At 67.7% G+C, this 20011-nt stretch carries 18 protein-coding genes; 6 read left to right on the top strand and 12 right to left on the bottom strand.

Features of this window, described 5'->3' with window-relative positions:
• Genes QZ814_RS03365 through QZ814_RS03350 form a run of 4 tightly spaced genes read right to left on the bottom strand, consistent with a single transcriptional unit; the run spans position 1 to position 4644 of the window.
• Entirely contained in the window at positions 1–2202 is a 2202-nt protein-coding gene (locus tag QZ814_RS03365) for a fused MFS/spermidine synthase (RefSeq protein WP_294329679.1), read from the bottom strand.
• A complete protein-coding gene (locus tag QZ814_RS03360) occupies positions 2199–2723 on the bottom strand; it encodes a GNAT family N-acetyltransferase (RefSeq protein ID WP_294329678.1) in 525 nt (174 codons plus the stop codon). Before QZ814_RS03360 ends, QZ814_RS03365 begins: the two co-directional genes overlap by 4 nt.
• Complete coding sequence (gene hemB, locus QZ814_RS03355) at positions 2720–3706, bottom strand: porphobilinogen synthase (RefSeq protein WP_294329677.1); 987 nt, start codon at positions 3704–3706, stop codon at positions 2720–2722. Before hemB ends, QZ814_RS03360 begins: the two co-directional genes overlap by 4 nt.
• A complete protein-coding gene (locus QZ814_RS03350; protein WP_294329676.1) occupies positions 3703–4644 on the bottom strand; it encodes a histone deacetylase in 942 nt (313 codons plus the stop codon). The genes hemB and QZ814_RS03350 overlap by 4 nt, the downstream gene beginning before the upstream one ends.
• Positions 4645–4722: 78 nt before the next feature.
• Between QZ814_RS03350 and QZ814_RS03345 the strand changes: the two genes are divergently transcribed.
• Positions 4723–5202, top strand: a complete 480-nt coding sequence (locus tag QZ814_RS03345; protein WP_294329675.1) for an RNA pyrophosphohydrolase — start codon at positions 4723–4725, stop codon at positions 5200–5202.
• Between the two features lie 17 nt (positions 5203–5219).
• On the opposite strand, the gene QZ814_RS03340 is transcribed toward QZ814_RS03345, so the two are convergent.
• The 7 genes from QZ814_RS03340 to QZ814_RS03310 all read right to left on the bottom strand — a co-directional run bounded on the left by QZ814_RS03340 (position 5220) and on the right by QZ814_RS03310 (position 14357).
• On the bottom strand, positions 5220–5879 hold the full coding sequence (locus QZ814_RS03340) for a hypothetical protein (protein WP_294329674.1): 660 nt from the start codon (positions 5877–5879) through the stop codon (positions 5220–5222).
• Positions 5880–6043: 164 nt separating this feature from the next.
• Positions 6044–8056, bottom strand: coding sequence for an acetyl/propionyl/methylcrotonyl-CoA carboxylase subunit alpha (locus tag QZ814_RS03335; protein ID WP_294329673.1), 2013 nt, complete (start codon positions 8054–8056; stop codon positions 6044–6046).
• A 232-nt stretch (positions 8057–8288) separates the two neighbouring features.
• Positions 8289–9296, bottom strand: a complete 1008-nt coding sequence (bioB, locus tag QZ814_RS03330) for a biotin synthase BioB (protein ID WP_294329672.1) — start codon at positions 9294–9296, stop codon at positions 8289–8291.
• Positions 9293–10222: a DUF3445 domain-containing protein gene (locus QZ814_RS03325; RefSeq protein WP_294329671.1), complete on the bottom strand. Its 930-nt coding sequence runs from the start codon at positions 10220–10222 to the stop codon at positions 9293–9295. The genes bioB and QZ814_RS03325 overlap by 4 nt, the downstream gene beginning before the upstream one ends.
• On the bottom strand, positions 10219–12357 hold the full coding sequence (scpA, locus tag QZ814_RS03320) for a methylmalonyl-CoA mutase (RefSeq protein WP_294329670.1): 2139 nt from the start codon (positions 12355–12357) through the stop codon (positions 10219–10221). The genes QZ814_RS03325 and scpA overlap by 4 nt, the downstream gene beginning before the upstream one ends.
• 30 nt (positions 12358–12387) lie before the next feature.
• Positions 12388–12807 (bottom strand): methylmalonyl-CoA epimerase, encoded by a 420-nt coding sequence (mce, locus tag QZ814_RS03315; RefSeq protein WP_294329669.1) that lies wholly within the window; start codon positions 12805–12807, stop codon positions 12388–12390.
• 23 nt (positions 12808–12830) lie between these two features.
• Positions 12831–14357, bottom strand: coding sequence for an acyl-CoA carboxylase subunit beta (locus QZ814_RS03310; protein ID WP_294329668.1), 1527 nt, complete (start codon positions 14355–14357; stop codon positions 12831–12833).
• 103 nt (positions 14358–14460) lie between these two features.
• Between QZ814_RS03310 and QZ814_RS03305 the strand changes: the two genes are divergently transcribed.
• Both QZ814_RS03305 and QZ814_RS03300 read left to right on the top strand, forming a co-directional pair.
• Complete coding sequence (locus tag QZ814_RS03305) at positions 14461–15888, top strand: short-chain fatty acyl-CoA regulator family protein (RefSeq protein WP_294329667.1); 1428 nt, start codon at positions 14461–14463, stop codon at positions 15886–15888.
• Between the two features lie 66 nt (positions 15889–15954).
• Positions 15955–16716 carry a class II aldolase/adducin family protein gene (locus QZ814_RS03300; protein ID WP_294329666.1) on the top strand — a complete coding sequence of 254 codons (762 nt, stop codon included), beginning with the start codon at positions 15955–15957 and terminating at the stop codon, positions 16714–16716.
• A gap of 86 nt (positions 16717–16802) precedes the next feature.
• On the opposite strand, the gene QZ814_RS03295 is transcribed toward QZ814_RS03300, so the two are convergent.
• Positions 16803–17603, bottom strand: coding sequence for a class III extradiol ring-cleavage dioxygenase (locus tag QZ814_RS03295; RefSeq protein WP_294329665.1), 801 nt, complete (start codon positions 17601–17603; stop codon positions 16803–16805).
• 78 nt (positions 17604–17681) lie between these two features.
• Between QZ814_RS03295 and QZ814_RS03290 the strand changes: the two genes are divergently transcribed.
• From QZ814_RS03290 to QZ814_RS03280, 3 genes are all read left to right on the top strand, one after another.
• The gene (locus QZ814_RS03290) at positions 17682–18155 is read left to right on the top strand and encodes a (2Fe-2S)-binding protein (RefSeq protein WP_294329664.1); all 474 of its coding nucleotides are present in this window, start codon (positions 17682–17684) and stop codon (positions 18153–18155) included.
• Positions 18156–18262: 107 nt separating this feature from the next.
• On the top strand, positions 18263–19162 hold the full coding sequence (locus tag QZ814_RS03285) for an RcnB family protein (protein WP_294329663.1): 900 nt from the start codon (positions 18263–18265) through the stop codon (positions 19160–19162).
• Between the two features lie 72 nt (positions 19163–19234).
• Positions 19235–19963, top strand: a complete 729-nt coding sequence (locus tag QZ814_RS03280) for a 2OG-Fe(II) oxygenase (protein WP_294329662.1) — start codon at positions 19235–19237, stop codon at positions 19961–19963.
• Positions 19964–20011: the final 48 nt, after the last annotated feature.

The raw sequence follows: 20011 nt of genomic DNA, 5'->3' as shown, positions 1-20011 counted from the left end.
CTATTCGCCGTCCGACCGGAACAGTCGCAGCACCGGCACCAGCGAGGCATGGTCGTCGGTCCAGCCGTCGAAGCCGGGCTCTGCAACCAGCTGCCGCCATTCGCGGCTGCGTGCTTGTAGTGTCGACAGCACGCGCGACGAGCGGCTGAGCGCGATCCAGTCGGAGACGGTGCCTTCGTCGCGCCGCTCGGCAGCGGTGGGGGTGTGGATCAGGCGGAGCCCCTGCCAGCCGCCGGCCTTCGCCGCGCCGGCCACGACAGGCCCCAGCGCGAGGAAGCGATTGGAGATGTGCACCAGCAACAGCCCGTCCGGCGCAAGCACCCGGCCATAGGCGGCAAAGGCCTCGGCCGTCATCAGGTGCATCGGCACCGCATCGGACGAGAAGGCATCGAGTGCGAGCAGATCCAGGCTGGCGGGCGGCAGCTCGCCCAGGCGCAGCCGCGCATCGCCGACGACGATCGCCGCCTGGGGCGCGCACAGCCGCAGGAACCCGAACGCACCGGAATCGCGCGCGAGATGCACCACGGCGGGGTCGATCTCGAAGAAGCGCCAGTGCTGGCCGGGCCGGGCGTAGCAGGCGAGCGTGCCGGTGCCGAGCCCGACCACGCCGATCCGTGCCCCGGCACCGTACAGCAACGGCGCCGCCTGCATCGCCTGCCCCACGCCCGAGCCTGCCTGATAATAGGTTGTCGGATGGGTAGCCCGCGCGCCCTTCAGCTCGACGCCGTGCAAGGTGGTGCCATGGGCGAGGCGGCGCTCGTGCGGCTTGTCGCTCACGGTGTAGACGCCGAAATAGCTGCGGGTCCGCGCGCCGCTGAGCGAGGTCTGGATCGCATTGTAGCCGCCGAGCAGGAACAGCCCGCCGACGAGCGCCACCGCGAACGGCCAGCGGGCACCGATCGCCACCAGCCCGATCGCCGCCACCGCGACAAAGGCGAGCTGGACGTGCATGGCGCCGAGCAGATGCTCGTTCACGCCAGCGGCGACGATCACTACCACCGCGGTGCCGGACACGAGGCCGGCGGGCACCCGCCAGCGGCTCGCCCAGAGCTGCGCGAACGGCTCGGCCAGCGCCCGCTGCGGGATCAGCAGGCCGGCGGCGAGGATCAGCAACGGATATTCATAGGTCCAGTCGAACAGCACGGGCGCGACCAGCCCGGCGAAGACGCCGCCGAGCGCCCCGCCTACCGCCATGGCGAGGTAGAAGCCGGTCAGCCGCTCGGGCGCCGGCCGCAGCGCATAGAGCCGTGCATGGCAGGCGACCGACACCGCGAACAGCAGGACCAGGCCGATCAGCGCGTTGACATAGGCCAGCCGCTGGTCGCCCGCGACCAGGGTCGCACCGAACAGCAGCAGCACCAGCGGCACGCAGCGCTCGAGCAGGTCGTCGAGCAGCGCGGAGGTGCGGAAGGCGAGCGGAAAGCTCAGCAGGTAGAGGCCGAGCGGCAGCACCCAGAGCAGCGGCACCGCGACGATGTCGGTGGTGAGGAACGTCGTCGTCGCCAGCATCAACCCCGAGGGGACCAGTGCCAATACGATCCAGCGGGCCCAGTCGCGCAGGATCGGTACATCGGTGGCACTAGCCTGCGTAGGGGGGGCATCACCCCGCGGCAGGCGGCTCGCACAGGCGAGCACCAGCAACGCCACCACGGCATAGCCCGCTGTCCACAGCCAGCTCTGGCTGCGCAGCCGCAGCAGCGGCTCGACCAGCAGCGGATAGGCGAGCAGCCCCGCGAAACTGCCGATGTTGGAGGCGGCGTAGAGGGCATAGGGGTCGCGGCCGCCGCTCGCCACCGCATACCAGCGCTGGAGCAGCGGTGCCTGCGCCGAAATGGCGAGGAACAGCGGTCCGATTGCGGTGACCAGCAGCCAAGGTACCCACAGCGCCGGCTGGGCGCCCGGCGGCACCTGCATCGTGCCCAGGCCGAACGGCAGCCACAATGCGGCAAGGGCCAGCAGCCCCAGATGCAGCGCCGCCTGGGTGCGGACACGAAACCGGCTCAGCCAATGGGCATAGCCATAGCCGACCAGCAGCAGCGCCTGGTAGACGAGCATCGCCGAGTTCCACACCGCCGGCGCACCGCCCAGCCGGGGCAGCGCCATCCGCGCGACCATTGGCTGAACGAGGAACAGCAGGAACGACCCGCCGAGGATGGCCGCGACGAACCAGCCGCGGCGTGCCGCCGCTCTCGCGGTGGTCACGGACGCGGGATCGCGTAGGCCACGGATGCGCGCAGACGACTGTCTTCGGCGTGGATCGCATGATCGAAATCGGCGAACCACGCCATTCCCAGCCGTTCCATCAGGGTGCGACTGGCGGCGTTGCAGGCGGCGGTGATCGCGACCACGCGCGGGCAATCGCGGTTTGCCCACGCCCAGTCCAGGCTCGCCGCCGCCGCCTCACGGGCATAACCCCGCCCCCAATGCGCGCGCGCGAACATCCAGCCGATTTCGATCTCGTCGGCGATCGGCGTGTCGGGCGCGCCCGGTTTCAGTCCGCAGAAGCCGATAACCGCGCCATCCTCCCGGCGCTCGACCGCTTGGAAGCCGAGCCCGTGGCTCGGCCCATAGCCGAGATGGCGTGCAATCGTCGCGCGGCTATGCGCGGTCGACTTCACCGGCCCGAGATCGCGCATCACCTCGGGATCGCTCCACATCGCGTGGAGCGCATCGAAGTCGCGCGGCTCGGGCGGCCGCAGCACCAGCCGCGCGGTTGCGATCACGCGCCGAGCAGCCGCGCCGCCAGCGGGGCGTGATAGGTGAGCACGCCCGAGCAGCCCGCCCGCTTGAACGCCATCAGGGTTTCGAGCACCAGCGCCTCGCGATCCCCCGCGCCGACGGCGGCCGCTGCCTCGATCATAGCAAATTCGCCCGATACCTGGTACGCAAAAACAGGTACTTCGAACGCGCTCTTCACGCGAGTTACGATGTCGAGATAGGGCAGGCCCGGCTTCACCATCACGCTGTCCGCGCCCTCGGCGAGGTCCAGCGCCACTTCGCGCAGCGCCTCTTCGGCATTGGCGGGATCCATCTGATAGGTCTTCTTGTCGCCCTTCAGCAGCCCGCGGCTGCCGACCGCATCGCGGAAGGGGCCGTAAAAGGCGCTCGCATATTTGGCGGCATAGGCCATGATCTGCACGTTGACATGGCCGTTCGCCTCCAGCGCGGTGCGGATCTGGCCGACGCGGCCGTCCATCATGTCGCTGGGCGCCACGATATCCGCGCCCGCTGCGGCCTGGACCAGCGCCTGCTCGGTCAGCACCGCCGAAGTCTCGTCGTTCAGCACATAGCCGGCGGCGTCGACGATGCCGTCATGGCCGTGGCTGGTATAGGGGTCGAGCGCCACGTCGGTGAGCACGCCGACCTCCGGCACCGCGTCCTTGATCGCGCGAATGGCGCGGCACATCAGATTGTCCGGATTGACCGCCTCGCGGCCATCCTCGGAACGGAGCGCATGCGGCGTGTTCGGGAACAGCGCGAGACACGGAATGCCCAGGTCGCGTGCTTCGCGGGCGCGATCAACGATACCGCCGAGGCTCCAGCGGGACACGCCGGGAAGCGCCGCGATCGGCTCCTCTTCCTCGCCTTCGGTGACGAACACCGGCCAGATCAGATCGGCGGGAGTGAGCACGGTCTCAGCGTGGAGACGGCGGCTCCAGGCCGAAGACCGGGAGCGGCGGAGGCGAAGCGCGGGGTAGTGGCTCATGCCGCGCCAGATGCGCCTTGCGGTGCGGCGTTGCAAGCGTCCCCGAGCGCCGCGGCGCCCAGCGTCAGGATCGAGGTCGCGTGCCGCCGGGCAACCTCGAGCGCATCCTGGCCATAGCCGCCGCCCAGCGTGCTGGCGAAGGGAAGCCTCCGCCGGCGCAGCGTCTCGGCGATCCAGCGGTCGCGGGCGACGAGCCCCGCCCCGCTCAGTCCCAGCCGGCCGAGGCGATCGCCGGCAAACGGGTCGACACCCGCTTGGTAGAGTATCAGGTCCGGATCGAAGCTGATAAGCAGCGGCAGCAGCGTGCGCTCCAGGGCTTCGAGATACTCGGCATCGCCGGTGCCGTCGGGCAGTCCCACATCCAGAGTCGAGCGCGCCTTGCGGGCGGGGAAGTTCTTCTCGGCATGGATCGAATAGGTGGCGATATCGGGCCGCCCGGCGGTGAGTGCCGCGGTACCGTCGCCCTGATGGACATCACAGTCGACGATCAGCACACGCGCGGCATGGCCCTCCTCGGTCAGCCGCACCGCGGCGATGGCGAGGTCGTTGAACACGCAAAAGCCTGCCCCCGTGTCGGCCAGCGCGTGGTGGCTCCCGCCCGCACTGTTCGCCGCATAGCCTTGCGCCTGTGCGATCCGCGCCGCCAGGAACGTGCCTCCGGGTACCCGCTCCGATCGCCGCGCGACTGCCGGCGTCACCGGAAAGCCGATCCGGCGCGTCTTGTGGGGCGGCACCGCCGCGGTCAGCACTTCGGCGACATAGTCCGGGTCGTGGACCGCCTCCAGCCACCGCCGCGGCATCGCCTCGGGCTGATGCCAGCCGATCCGGGCGTCTTCCGCCTCCAGCAGGTCGCGCACCAGGCCGTTCTTGTTCCATAGGTACGCGCTGCCCGCGGGCGCAGGGGCAACATAGTCGGGATGATGGACGACGGGGATCACAAGGAGGATCTAGGGAGCGGCACGCACGGGGGAAAGACGGCCCTTCCGCCATGCTCGGCTTCGGCCTAGGGAAGCCACATGACCGATATCGCCTCGCTCCCCTATCGCCCCTGCGCGGGCGTGATGCTGCTCAACCGCGACGGCCGAGTGTTCGTCGGCCAGCGGCTCGATTCGACGCTGGAGGCCTGGCAGATGCCGCAGGGCGGGATCGACCCCGGCGAGGATGCGGTCGAAGCGGCCTTCCGCGAATTGTGGGAGGAAACCGGCGTAGCGCGCCACCATGCCGAGCTGGTCGCCGAGGCGCCCGAGGAGTTGCAATACGACCTGCCCGAGGAGCTGATCGGCAAGGTGTGGAAGGGCAAATGGCGCGGACAGCGCCAGCGCTGGTTCCTGCTACGCTTCCTGGGCGAGGACGGCGACATCGACATTGCCACCGAACACCCCGAATTCCGCGTCTGGCGCTGGGCGGAGCCGGCCGAGCTTCCCGAGCTGATCGTGCCGTTCAAGCGGGCGCTGTACGAACGGGTGCTCGAGCTGTTCGCCCCGTATCTCCGGTGATGCCAGCCTGACGCGGCTCAGGCCGTGGTGCGCCGTGCCGGCATCACCGCGAAGGACAGGCCCGTGATGGTGCCGAGCACCACGCCGGAGATGACGCCGCCGATCAGGCCGCGCAGCGCGATTTCCCAGCTGCTCGGATCGGTGCTGCCGATCGACGAGGCGACGTAGATGCAGGGCAGCGAGGCGCCCCATCCCACTGCGTTGACCGCAATCCACCAGTGCGCCTGCCCCGCCGCGCGCCGCAGCACCAGCGCCTGCGCGGCGCCGAACAGCAGCCCCAGGCCGAGCCCGAAGCCGCCGGCAGTGATCGCCGTCTGGAACAGCGTATCCACGGGCGGCAGAAGGCGATCGCCGTCGAGCGAGGGAAACACGGCATACCAGGCGCCGATCGACCAGACGATCACGCCGATCACCGATGTCGCCGCGACCCAGGCGCGCAGGTTGAGCGCCGGAAACTGCCGACGCAGCGCCCAGCCCTGCAGATAGCCGAGGATCAGGCCCTGGATCAGCCCGCTGGCCGCCTTGCCGAGAAACACCAGCCAGTTCGCCGTTTCGCCGATCGGCACCGGATCGAATCGGTCGACCGTGACCCACCACAGGGCGGCGGTGGCAATGCCAAGCAGTTCGCCCGCTGCGCACGCCTCGATCCAGCGGGTGAAGCCATCGTCTTCCTGCACGTTCACTCCCTCGATTCGGGCTCCAGATCGCGCTCGAACCGCGGGGCCTGATCGTTAACGCTATTTGAGACATGAGTTGCCGAATGCGACAACCCTAGAAACGAAGGAAGCACAACCAACTTTCGGTATCCGACCGTACCGATTTGACACCTTTCACGTGCAACTCATTCGAATTCAAGGATCGCGGCATCGACAGCCAGGCTGTCTCCGGCGGCGAAATGGGCGTGCTTCACGGTCCCGGCCCGCTCGGCGCGCAGGATGTTTTCCATCTTCATCGCCTCGACCACGGCAAGCGGCTGCCCCGCTTCCACCCGGTCGCCGGGCTGCACGTGGAGGCGCGTGAGCAGCCCCGGCATCGGCGCGAGCAGATACTTGCTCATGTCCGGCGGGATCTTCTCGATCATGTGGCGGCGATAGTGCGCGACGTGCGGCGGAAGGACCTCGACCCGATGCGCGGCGCCGTGCGCGGTCAGCTTCCACCCGGTGCGCAGGCGATCGACGGCGGTCGCGAACGTGGCGCCATCGATCTTCGCGACGAACAGCGGATCGCCCGCCCGCCATTCGCCAGAGACCTCCAGCGGCGGCGTGTCGCTGGACAGGTTGACCAGCAGGCCGGTGGCGCCGCCGTCCACCGTCACGTCGAACTGGTGTTCGCCGAGGCGGACCGACCGTGCCGTGGACAATGCCGGCTGGTCGCCCAGCTGGCCCGAGATGGCGGCGATCCGCTGGCTGCGGGCAAGATCCAGCACCACGGCCACCGCTGCCAATTTGCGCACCAGCGCCTCGTCTGCTGGCGCGCCATGGAAGCCCTCGGGATATTCCTCGGCGATGAAGCCGGTGGTCAGTTCGCCCGAGCGGAAGCGCGGGTGCTGCATGATCGCCGAGAGGAAATCGATGTTGTGGCCGATCCCGTCGATCCGGAAGCGGTCGAGCGCCTGCACCTGCAGGTCCGCCGCCTCGTCGCGGGTCGGCGCCCAGGTGATCAGCTTGGCGATCATCGGATCGTAGAACATGCTGATCTCGGAGCCTTCGGTCACCCCGTCGTCGACGCGAATATAGCCCTGCCCCGCGCTCTCTGCGGCTGGCGGCCGATAGCGTACCAGTCGTCCGGTGCTGGGCAGGAACCCGCGATAGGGATCCTCGGCATAGACGCGGTTCTCGATCGCCCAGCCGTCGAGCTTCACCTCGTCTTGGCCGAAGGCAAGCTTCTCGCCGGCCGCCACGCGGATCATCTGCTCGACCAGATCGAGCCCGGTGATCGCCTCGGTCACCGGATGCTCCACCTGGAGGCGCGTGTTCATCTCGAGGAAGTAGAAGCCCTGCCCCGTCTTGTCGGCGCCGGAGACGATCAATTCGACCGTGCCCGCGCTGTAATAGCCGACCGCCCGCGCAAGTGCTACCGCCTGCTCGCCCATCGCCTTGCGCATCGCCGGCGTGACGAAGGGCGACGGCGCCTCCTCGACCACCTTCTGGTGGCGGCGCTGGATCGAGCATTCGCGCTCGTTCAAGTAGACGATGTTGCCGTGCTGATCGCCCAGCACCTGGATCTCGATATGGCGCGGGCTCTCGATGAACTTCTCGATGAACACGCGGTCGTCGCCGAAGCTGGCCAGGCCTTCGCGCTTGGTCGCCTCGAAGCCCTCGCGAACGTCCTGCTCGCTCCAGGCCAGCCGCATGCCCTTGCCGCCGCCGCCGGCCGAGGCCTTCATCATCACCGGATAGCCGATCTCGGCGGCGATCCGCACCGCATGCTCGGTATCCTCGATCTCGCCGACGAAACCTGGGACGACGTTCACCCCCGCCTGCTTGGCGAGCTTCTTCGATTCGATCTTGTCGCCCATCGCCGCGATCGCGCCCGGCGGCGGGCCGACGAACGCGATCCCCGCCTCGGCACAGGCCTTGGCGAAGCTCTCGCGCTCGGAGAGGAAGCCATAGCCGGGGTGGATCGCGTCGGCGCCGGTTTCCTTGGCGGCGAGCAGGATCAGGTCGGCACGGAGATAGCTCTCCGCCGCCGGCGCGGGCCCGAGCCGCACTGCCTCGTCCGCCATCCGCACATGCGGCGCGCGGGCATCCGCATCCGAATAGACCGCGACCGTGGCGATGCCCATCTTCTTGGCCGTGCGCATCACCCGACACGCGATTTCGCCACGGTTGGCGACGAGGATTTTCTTGAACACTATTTGCTCCAGCGTCGAAGCAAGGACAGGGTGCACCAGCAGCCTGCCGTTGCCAGTAGGATTGCAGCCGCCAACGCGTACAAGACGGCGTCAGGGTTGCTGCCAAACAGGGCTCCGAGGGCAACCCAAAGAACGGGTACGCCCAACATTGCCCAAATCGTACTTGTGAGCGACGATCGGAGACTAACCCGGCTCGCGCGGCGCTCTGACCATCGCACGAAGCCGGACAGCATTACTCCGCAGCCTCCAGCTCCACTTTGCACTCCGCCGCCATCGGCGTGATGCCGAGGCGGGCGAACAGCGCGGCGTCCTTGTCGTCGCCGGCATTGCCCGCGGTCAGCAGCTTGTCGCCGGTGAAGATCGAATTGGCGCCCGCGAGGAAGCACAAAGCCTGGGTCGCATCGCTCATGCTCTCGCGGCCGGCCGACAGGCGGACCATCGAGCGCGGCATGGTGATGCGCGCCACCGCCACCGTGCGGACGAACTCGATATCGTCGATCTTGGCGAGCGGCGTGTCGGCCAGCATGTCGCCCAGCACCGTGCCCTTCACCGGCACCAGCGCGTTGACCGGCACGCTGCCCGGATGCACCGGCAGGGTCGCCAGGGCATGGATGAAGCCGACGCGATCACCACGCGTCTCGCCCATGCCGACGATGCCGCCGCAGCACACGTTGATGCCCGCCTCGCGGACATGCTCCAGCGTCTCCAGCCGCTCCTCGAAGCTGCGGGTGGTGATCACCTCGCCATAGCGCTCGGGCGAGGTATCGATATTGTGGTTATAGTAGTCGAGACCGGCGTCGGCGAGCGTCTTGGCCTGCGCGTCGGTGAGCATGCCCAGCGTCATGCAGGTCTCCATGCCCATCGCGCGGACGCCCTTCACCATCTCGACGATGGCGCCCATGTCGCGGTCCTTGGGGTTGCGCCAGGCGGCACCCATGCAGAAGCGGGTCGAGCCATGGTCCTTGGCCTGCGCTGCAGCCTGCAGCACCGCGCGCGGATCCATCAGCTTGGTCGCCTTGAGGCCGGTATCGGCATGCGCCGACTGGCTGCAATAGCCACAATCCTCGGGGCAGCCGCCGGTCTTGATCGACAGGAGCGTCGAGCGCTGGACCTGGTTCGCCGGATGGTTGGCGCGGTGGACTTCGGCAGCGCGGAACACGAGTTCGGTGAACGGCAGGTCGAACAGCGCGGCGATCTCTTCGCGGGTCCAGTCGGTGCGCACGGGGGATTCGAGGGTCAAGCAACTAACTCCGGTGAACGGTTACGCCGTTCGGCATAGCGGGTGAGGGCTTCGGCGTAAAAGGGCGCGGCGCGGCGTTCGTGCTCGCCGCTGCTGATACCGCCAACCGACTGGGCGACGCGCGCGACCGCACCGCTGCTCAGGCGGTCGAGCGGCTCGACATGGATGCCGATGGTGAACAGCACTGCCCCGCTTTGGGGCAGCCGGCGCAGCGTCTGGCGCTCGCAGCGGACGAACAGCGTTTGCCCGGCATTGTCCGCTGTCACATGCGCGAAGCGGGCTTCGGGGTCGTCCTGCGGCAGATAGCGCCAGGCATCGCTCGCCACGACGAACCAGTTGGTGCGGCCGAAGATCGGGCCCGGCTGCAGCGTGGCGAAGAAATGGTCGACGCCCGCCGCCAGCTGCTCGGCATAGCCATGGATCGGGGCGTGGATGGGGGTGAGCGCCTGGTCGAGCTTTTCGGCGAGGTGCCAGTCGGTGGGGAAGGCCAGCGCGGCGGCGGTGAGCCAGTATTGGCCGGACGCGTCGGGCGTGAGGATGCAGAGGTCTTCCCATACGCCGGCGGCAGCCGTGCGGAGAACCGCTACAGCCTTTGCTCCCCTCCCGTTTGCGGGAGGGGTCGGGGGAGGGACTGACGTGGACGAAGCGCTGGAAGGTTCCAGCCCCTCCCCTAGCCTCTCCCGCAAGCGGGAGGGGAACGCAGACGTCCAGCCCTCCAGCATTTCTCCGACCTCATGAACCGCGGCCTCCGCCTCCGGCAGCACCTGCACGCAGTTCGGCTCGGCCGCGAACACGGCCGCGCGCGCCGCAAGATCGGCGTCCGGGGTCAGCCACTCCGCCTCCGGCACCCGCACCAGCCCCATGCGCAGCGCCCCTCCGCCGCGAGCGCGCGCCAGCAGCGCCTCGACGGAGAAGCCCAGGCTCATTCGGCGGCAGCCTCGAGCGGCGGCATGTTGTGGCCGAGCAGCCGCAGCACGTCCGCCGCGCATTCGACGACGTTCGAGCCCGGGCCGTAGATGCCCTGCACCCCGGCCTCGCGCAGATAGTCATAGTCCTGCGGGGGGATCACGCCGCCGGCGATCACCTTGATGTCGCTGCGACCGGCCGCGCGCAGCCCCTGGATCAGCTCGGGGATCAGCGTCTTGTGCCCGGCCGCGAGGCTGGAGGCGCCGACCACGTCGACGCCGCTGTCGAGGGCCAGCACCACGGTCTCCTCCGGCGTCTGGAACAAGGGGCCACTGACCACCTCGAACCCCATGTCCGAAAAGGCCGAGGCGATCACGTTGGCGCCGCGATCATGCCCGTCCTGCCCCATCTTGGCGACGAGCAGGCGCGGCCGCCGACCGAGCCGGCGCTCCACTGCCTCGACGCCGCGCACCACCTCCGCCCAGCGGCTGTCTTCCGCATAGGGCGCGGCATAGATGCCCTTCACCGGGGTAGGCCTGGTGGCGTAGCGGCCGAACGCGTCTTCCATCGCCGCGCTGATCTCTCCCAGCGTCGCGCGCGCCCGCGCCGCGACTACGGCCAGTTCCAGGAGGTTCCCGCCCGCCGTGGCGCCTTCGCGCAACGCGTCGAGCGCCGCCTGACACGCCGCCTCGTCGCGCGCGGCCTTCACGCGCTGGATGCGCGCGATCTGTGCTTCGCGGACGGCGGCATTGTCGACCTCCAGCGTTTCGAGCAGTTCCTCGCTCGCAAGCCGGTATTTGTTGACGCCGACGATCACGTCCTCGCCGCGATCGACCCGCGCTTGCCGCGCGGCGGCGGCTTCCTCGATCATCGCCTTGGGCCAGCCGGCGGCGACCGCCTTGGCCATGCCGCCCTCGGCCTCGACCCGCTCGATGATTTCCCAGGCCTTGTCCACCAGCTGCTGCGTCAGGCTCTCGACGTAATAGCTGCCGCCCAAGGGATCGACGACCTTGGTCATCCCCGTCTCTTCCTGCAGCACGATCTGGGTGTTGCGGGCGATGCGGGCGGAGAAGTCGGTCGGCAGCGCGATCGCTTCGTCGAGCGCGTTGGTGTGGAGGCTCTGGGTGCCGCCGAGCATCGCCGCCATCGCCTCGATCGTGGTGCGGATGACGTTGTTGTACGGGTCCTGCTCGGTGAGCGACACGCCCGAGGTCTGGCAGTGCGTGCGCAGCATCTTGGAGCGCTCGTCCTGCGCGCCGAGCCGGGTCATCACCCGGTGCCACAGCACGCGCGCGGCCCGCAGCTTCGCCACTTCCATGAAGAAGTTCATACCGATTGCGAAGAAGAAGCTGAGACGACCAGCGAACTTGTCGATATCCAGGCCCGAGGCGACGCCGTACTTCACATATTCCATGCCGTCGGCGATGGTGAAGGCAAGCTCCTGCACCTGGGTCGCGCCGGCTTCCTGCATATGGTAGCCGGAGATGGAAATGCTGTTGAATTTTGGCATCTTCGCGCTGGTATAGGCGAAAATGTCTGAAATGATCCGCATGCTCGGTTCGGGCGGGTAGATATAGGTGTTCCGAACCATGAACTCCTTGAGGATGTCGTTCTGGATCGTCCCTTCCAGCTTCTCCTGCGGAACCCCCTGCTCCTCGCCCGCGACGATGAAGAAGGCCAGCACCGGGATCACCGCGCCGTTCATCGTCATCGAGACCGACATCTGGTCGAGCGGAATGCCGTCGAACAGGATCTTCATGTCCTCGATCGTGTCGATCGCGACGCCCGCCTTGCCGACATCTCCCACCACGCGCGGATGGTCGCTGTCATAGCCCCGATGCGTGGCGAGATCGAAGGCCACGGAGAGCCCCTTCTGCCCGGCCGCGAGGTTGCGGCGGTAAAAGGCGTTGGATTCCTCCGCCGTGGAGAAGCCGGCATATTGGCGAACGGTCCAGGGACGGCCGGCATACATCGAGGCGCGAACCCCGCGAGCGAACGGCGCAAAGCCCGGTAGGCCGGGATCGATTCCCGAGACATCCTCTTGCGTATACAGCGGTTTGACCGTGATACCTTCGGGCGTTTGCCAGGACAGGTCCTTGCCCTTCACCTCCTTGGCGGCGGCGGCGGACCATTGATCGAGCGTCGGTTTGCTCACACTTCTTCTCCCTGGAGGCAGGCGCTCATATCAATGTTCGCCCCGCGGCGTCTCCATGATTTCGGTGAGGACGCCGCCCATGTCCTTGGGATGCACGAAGAAGATCGGGGTGCCGTGCGCACCGATGCGGGGTTCGCCGAGCAGCCTGCACCCCTTCGCCTCGAACCAGGCCTTGGCCTCGTGGATGTCGGCCACTTCATAGCAGAGGTGATGCTGCCCACCCGCCGGATTCTTCGCCAGGAAGCCGTGGATCGGCGAGGTGTCGCCCAGTGGCTCGATCAGCTCGATCTGGCTGTTGGGCGTGTCGACGAAGCACACCTTGACGCCCTGCGCCGGCAGGTCGAAGGGCGCGCGGATCACCGTCGCGCCCATCACGTCGCGATAAAAGGCAATCGACGCTTCGATCGACGGCGTGGCAACGCCGACATGGTTGAGACGCCCGAGTTTCATCGCAGTCCTCGATCAGATCCGCGTCACAGCGGGATATTGTCGTGCTTCTTCCAGGGGTTCTCGAGCTGCTTTCCCCGCAGCTTGCGAAGCCCCAGCGCGATCCGGCGCCGCGTGGAGTGCGGCATGATCACCTCGTCGACGAAACCCTTGCTCGCCGCGACAAAGGGGTTGGCGAAGCGGCGCTCATATTCGGCGGTGCGCTCGGCTATTTCCTCCGGCGTCCTGCCCCGGAAGATGATCTCTACCGCGCCCTTGGCGCCCATCACCGCGATCTCGGCGGTCGGCCAGGCATAGTTGAGGTCGCCGCGCAGATGCTTGGAGGCCATCACGTCGTACGCGCCGCCATAGGCTTTCCGCGTGATCACCGTTATCTTCGGCACCGTCGCCTCGGCATAGGCGAAGAGCAGCTTGGCGCCGTGCTTGATGATGCCCGAATGCTCCTGCCCCACCCCTGGCAGGAAGCCCGGCACGTCAACGAAGGTGACGATCGGGATCTCGAACGCGTCGCAGAAGCGCACGAACCGCGCGGCCTTCTTGGAGGCGTTGATGTCTAGGCAGCCTGCCAGCACCATCGGTTGGTTCGCCACCACGCCCACCGTGCGCCCCTCGATCCGGCCGAAACCGATCAGGATATTGCCGGCATGGGCAGGCTGGAGCTCGAAGAACTCGCCCTCGTCGAGCGTCTTCCGGATCAGCTCGTGCATGTCGTACGGCTGGTTGGCGTTCGGCGGGATGATCGTATCGAGGCTCTCGTCGATCCGATCCCACGGATCGTCGCTGGCGCGCTCGGGCGGCGCCTCGCGGTTCGAGGCGGGAAGGAAGTCCACGAAGTCGCGGGCCGCGAGCAGCGCCTCGATATCGTTCTCGAAGGCCACGTCAGCGACCCCCGACTTCGTGGTATGCGTCACCGCTCCACCCAGTTCCTCCTGCGTGACGATCTCGTTGGTAACGGTCTTCACTACATCCGGGCCGGTGACAAACATGTAACTGCTGTCTTTCACCATGAAGATGAAATCGGTCATCGCGGGGCTGTAGACGGCACCGCCGGCACAGGGGCCCATGATGAGCGAAAGCTGCGGGATCACGCCCGAAGCCAGCACATTACGTTGAAATACTTCGGCATAGCCGCCGAGCGACGCGACGCCCTCCTGGATCCGGGCGCCGCCGCTGTCGTTCAGACCGATCACCGGCGCGCCGACCTTCATCGCCATGTCCATGATCTTGCAGATCTTCTGCGCGTGCCGCTCCGACAGCGAGCCACCGAACACGGTGAAATCCTGGCTGAACACAAAGACGAGGCGGCCGTTGATCGTGCCCGACCCTGTGACCACGCCGTCGCCGGGGATCACCTGGGCCTCCATGCCGAAATCGGTGCAGTTGTGCTCGACATACATGTCGAGCTCCTCGAAGCTGCCCTGATCCAGCAGCACCTCGAGCCGCTCGCGGGCGGTCAGCTTGCCCTTGGCGTGTTGCGCGTCGACACGCTTCTGGCCACCGCCCAGGCGGGCGGCAGCACGGCGGCGTTCCAGTTCCTCGATCGTCGACGACATTGGCATTACTCTCCGTGGGGCGGCTTGTGCACCGGGCCATGCCGAGCCTGCAAATGCAATGTTGCAAAGTTGCGGCAGCATGGTTTGCAGACTATGCGGACCCATGGCCAGCCACCTCCCGCCACCGCCCCGCCGCCGTCTGTTCGAAGGCTTCCGACTACGCGACTTGAGACGCCGTCTGAGCATCCCGCAGGCGGGAATGGCGCAGCGATTGGGCATTTCCGTCTCCTATCTCTCGCAGATCGAGAACAATGATCGGCCGATCACCGACGGCGTGTTGCTGGCGCTGGCCCGCGAGTTTCCCGTCGAGGCGGCCGAGATTAACGGCGAGGGCGGGACCGCTGCGCTGCTCCGCGCGATCGACGCTGCGACCGACAGCAGCGTACCCGCCGACCGGATCGACGAGGCCGATATTCGCCGCGGCATCGAGCAGCAGCCCCTGCTCGCCCGGCGAATGGTCGCGTTGCACGATGCCTATCGTCGCAGCCAGGAGCAGCTGCGCGTGCTCGACGACCGCTTCGACACCGGCGCGGGCGACGCCGCGCCGCTGCCCTGGGAGGAAGTGCGCGACTGGTTCCAGGCCGAGGGCAATTACATCGATGCGATCGATCGCTCGGCGGAGCTGCTGGCCGACGCGCTGGCGCTCGACGACGACAATGTCGTCCGCGCCTTCGAGGACCGGCTGCGGCTGTGGCACGGCGTGCGGGTGATCGGCGCGCAAGGGGACGGCAGCGAGCTCAGTCGGTTCGATGAGGGCGCGCGAACGCTGGCGCTCAACCATGCCCTGCCACCGGAGAGCCGCGCCTTTCTGCTCGCCCACCGGCTGGTGCGCTACGAATTCGCCAACGAGATGCGGCTGGTGATCGACCGCGCCGGGCTCGCCTCCCCGGCGGCGCGCGAATTGCTGAGCGTCGGGCTCGCCAATTACGCCGCGGGTGCCCTGCTGATGCCGTATGGCCGCTTCCGGGCTGCCGCCTATGAAGTTCGCCACGACATCGACCGCCTGCGCCAACGCTTCGCGGTGAGCTTCGAGCAGGCCTGCCACCGGCTTTCGACGCTGCAGCGGCCCGGCGCGCAGGGGTTGCCGATGTTTTTCTGCCGGGTCGACATGGCGGGCAACATCACCAAACGGCATTCGGCGACGCGGCTGCAATTCGCCGCGCTGGGCGGCGCCTGTCCGCTGTGGATCGTGCATGAGGCGGTCGCCATCCCGGACCGCATCCTGGTCCAGCTCGCCGAAATGCCGGACGGGACACGCTATGTCTCGATGGCCAAGGGGTTGGTGAAACCCTCGGGCAGCTTCAGCCGCCCGCCGCGCCGCTATGCGGTCGCACTGGGGTGCGAGGAGGCGCATGCCGCCGACTTCGTCTATGCCGATGCGCTGCGCACCGGCGGCGCCGCGACGCCGATCGGCGCCTCGTGTCGCATCTGCCCCCGCCTCGACTGCGACCAGCGCGCCTTCCCGCCTGCAGGATCGGTGATCGAGATCGACCCCGATCGCCGCCGGGCAGTGCCCTACGGGTTCCGCTGACGCTTGCGGCTGCCGGCTGCTTCATGGCATACCCGAAGCTCGAAAAGAGAAATTTGGAGAGGTGCCATGGCAACCGCGCTCGCCCCCACGTCCCAGGTCAGCGACGCCGAATGGGAGGCACGGCAGCAACTCGCCGCCTGCTACCGCGTATTCGACATGCTCGGCTGGTCCGAGATGATCTACAACCATATCACGGTGAAGCTGCCCGACCAGGAAGGCGCGTTCCTGATCAACCCCTTCGGGCTGCACTTCAGCGAGGTGAAGGCCTCCAACCTCGTCAAGATCGACATCGACGGCAACACGCTGGACGACTCATCCTATCCGGTGAACCGCGCGGGCTTCGTCCAGCATGCGCTGTTCCACCGGCACCTGCCCGATGCGCACTGCATCATGCACAGCCACACTACCGCCGGCATGGCGGTCGCCTCGCTGGAAGGCGGGCTGCGGCCAACCAACTTCTACGCCTGCAACTTCATCGGCCAGATCGCCTACCATGATTTCGAAGGCGTCACCGTGCGCGACGAGGAGGGCGAACGGCTGCTTGCGCATCTCGGCGACAAGCGGGTGATGCTGCTGCGCAACCACGGTATCCTCGCCATGGGGCGGACCTTGCCCGAAGCGTTCGTCAAGCACTGGGCGCTGCAGCGCGCGTGCGAGATCCAGGTCGCGACGATGAGCATGGGTCAGCCGATCGAGATCGCGCCCGAGGTCGTCGCTGTCCACCAGCGCGACGTGCACATGGCGCAGGTGCCGGGAGGGCCCGGCGCGGCCGACTTCGCGGCGATGGTGCGGCTGGTCGACCGGATCGACCGCAGCTGGCGGGAGTGACATGCCTTCAGGTGTCGTGAAGGCATGCCCGCTGCTCTCCGCGCATTTCCCTAGCCGTCACCCGCGCGGTGGCGACTAGAAAATGCTCATCCGAAGCGAAAGCCGCTCACCGCCCAGCCAAGCACATGGTCGCGATAGTCGCATTCGGCTGGCCCCTCGCCGCCTGCGCCGAGCGCGACCATCAGGGGCAGGAGATGCTCCTCGCGCGGATGGGCGAACGCGGCATAGGGAAGCGCACGCCAGGCGATGATCCGCGCTTCCCGGCGCGCGGGATCGGGGTCGGTGGCGGCGGTGACGAGCGCTGCGTCCCAAGCATCGGCATAGGGTGTCGCCTGGGGTCCGCGGACTCGCAGATTGTGGAAGCTCATGCCCGAGCCGACGATCAGCACGCCTTCGTCGCGCAGGGGCGCCAGCGCCCTGCCGATCGCGACATGCGCCGCGGGGTCGAGGTCCCCGCGCAGGGACAGTTGTGCAAGGGGAATATCCGCATCCGGCACGGCGACCTTCATCGGGATGAACACCCCATGATCCCAGCCGCGCTCCCGCTCGATGCCGGTGGCGAAGCCCGCGGCATCGAGCAGCGCCTTGGCGCGCATCGCGACGTCGGGGGCGCCCGGCGCGCCCCAGCGCAGATCATAGGTATGCGCCGGGAAACCGTAATAATCGAACAGCAGGGGCTGCCCGTCGCCGACATGCACGGTGACGTCGCGCTCCTCCCAATGCCCCGAGACCAGCAGGATCGCACGCGGGCGCTCCGGCAGGCTGGCGATCAGTCCCGCGAGATAGGCCTGCATCGGCCGCCACATCGGGTCGGGCGGGCCACCGGCGGGATCCATGAAGAAACAGGGGCCGCCGCCATGCGGGAGGAAGAGTGCGGGTAGGGTCATGCGTCAGATGTCGCGCGGCAACCCGGTTCGGACAATGGCCGTTTCGGAAACCCGTCGTTTCCCGCTAGGATCGCGGGCATGACTCGGTTCACCGTCAACAACCAGCCGGTCCAGTACGACATGGATCCGCAGACGCCCCTCCTTTGGGCATTGCGGGACGCCTCCAACCTCACTGGCACCAAATATGGCTGCGGCACCGGCGATTGCGGCGCCTGCACCGTCGATATCGATGGCGCCGCGCGCCTTGCCTGCCGCGAAACGATCGGCGCGATCGAAGGCACGTTCGTCACCACCATCGAAGGTCTCTCGGCCGATCGCAGCCATCCGGTGCAGCAGGCCTTCCTCGCCGCCAACCTCGTCCAGTGCGGCTATTGCATTCCCGGTATGGTGATGGCGGCGGCCGTGCTGATCCGCACCAATCGCAATCCGTCCGAGGAAGACGTGCGCCAGGGTATCCCCAATATCTGCCGATGCGGCATCTATCCGCGACTGGTCGCCGCCATTCAGGACGCAGCCCGCGTCGCCCGCGGTGACCCGGCCGAGGACGAATGAAAACTTTCAATTGGCTGACCGTTGAGTTCAGAACCGGCTCAGCCGGACGCGCGTACTAGGGCAGCATCGGCGCGGCGACTTTGCCGCTGCCACGGGAGAATGGTTCGATGAAGAGGATGCTGTTGGCGGCGATCGCAGCCGCAACCGCGCTGGTTCCCGCCGCCGCCCTCGCGCAGGATCGCGGCGACCATCGCGGCAATGGTGGCTGGAGCCGCCCCGAAGGCGGTCGCCCGCAGGGTGGCCAGGGCTGGCAGCGGCCGCAGGGCCAACCGCAGACAGGCGGCAATTGGCAGCGCCCGCAGGGTGGCCCGCAGCCGCAATCCCAGCCGCAGCCGCAGAATGGCGGCAACTGGCAGCGTCCGCAGGGCAATCCGGGCTGGATGCGTCCCAACAACTTGCCGCAGGCGCAGGATCGCGGCGACTGGCGCCGCCCGGACGGGCAGGCGCGCCCCGCCTTCCAGCAGCCGCAAGGCGTTCCCGGCCAGCCCCAGCGCGACTGGCGCGGTGGCGATCGCCCCGATTGGCAGAACCGCGGCGACGTCCGTCGCGACCAGAACTGGCGGGACCCGCGCTGGAACACCCAGCCGCGCCCCGACTGGAACCGCGATCGCGACTGGGGTCGCCGCGACGGCAATCGCGGCTGGAACGATCGCCGTGACTGGGACCGCGGCGAGCGCTGGCAGGGCAATCGTGGCATCTGGAACAATGGCTGGCGGAGCGACAGCCGCTATGACTGGCGGTCCTACCGTGACTATAATCGCGGCATCTACCGCCTGCCGCGTTATTATCCGCCGGCGCGCTGGAGCTATGGCTATCGCCGCTTCTCGATCGGCTACCGCATCGACACGTTCCTGTTCGCGCCGCAATACTGGATCAGCGATCCCTATTCCTATCGCCTGCCCGACGTCTGGGGGCCGTATCGCTGGGTCCGCTATTATGACGATGCCCTGCTCGTCGATGTCGACACCGGCCAGGTGGTCGACGTGATCTATGGGATCTTCTGGTAAGCCGCAGGGGCCGGCAGCGATGTCGGCCCCTTGCCCTTGCAATCGCGCCGCCGGCCGGCAAAGAGTTCGCCGGTGAGCAAGACGAACGGCAACAGCAAGGGATCGCCCTCCCCACTTCGGGCACAGATCGGGCGCGAGGTAGCGGCACGGCTGGACGCCAACCCCAATGTCCGCCGCGCCAAGGTGGATCTCGCCCAGATCTACACCTACCCCGATTTCTTCAGCGATGCCGAGTGCGACATGCTGATGGCGCTGATCGACAGCAACGCCCGCCCCTCCACGCTGCTCGCCGCGACCGACGATCCCGACTATCGCACCAGCCACAGCTCGGACCTGTATCGCTGGTCGCCCGAGATCCAGGCGATCGACGACCGCATCGCCGATCTGCTGGGTATCCCGCCGGAAAATGCCGAGACGATGCAGGGCCAGCGCTACGCGCCCAACCAGCAGTTCCGCGCGCACTGCGATTATTTCCACGAGGGCAGCGGCTATTGGGACAAGATGCTGGAGACCGGCGGCCAGCGCACCTGGACCGCGATGGCCTATCTCAACGATGTCGAGGAAGGCGGCGCCACCTGGTTCCCGCGCGCCGGCATCCGCTTCAGGCCAAAGCGGCGGCTGCTGGTGATCTGGAACAACATGCTCGCTGACGGCAGCCCGAACTACGACACGCTGCACGAGGGCATGCGTGTCGTGGAGGGAACCAAGTACATCATCACCAAGTGGTTCCGCGAAGAGGCCTGGATCAAGGCTCCGATCCAGACCTACCGCTCGGGCGTGGTCGACGCCGATACGGACTGAGCATCGGGCGCCCCTCGACATCGCGGGGCGCACCGGCCACATCGGGGG

It is taken from the genome of uncultured Sphingomonas sp. (genome assembly GCF_913777625.1).
Classification (GTDB): Bacteria; Pseudomonadota; Alphaproteobacteria; order Sphingomonadales; family Sphingomonadaceae; genus Sphingomonas.
The sequence above is the reverse complement of the archived record's forward strand: the minus strand, read 5'-3'. Positions and strand labels throughout refer to the sequence as shown.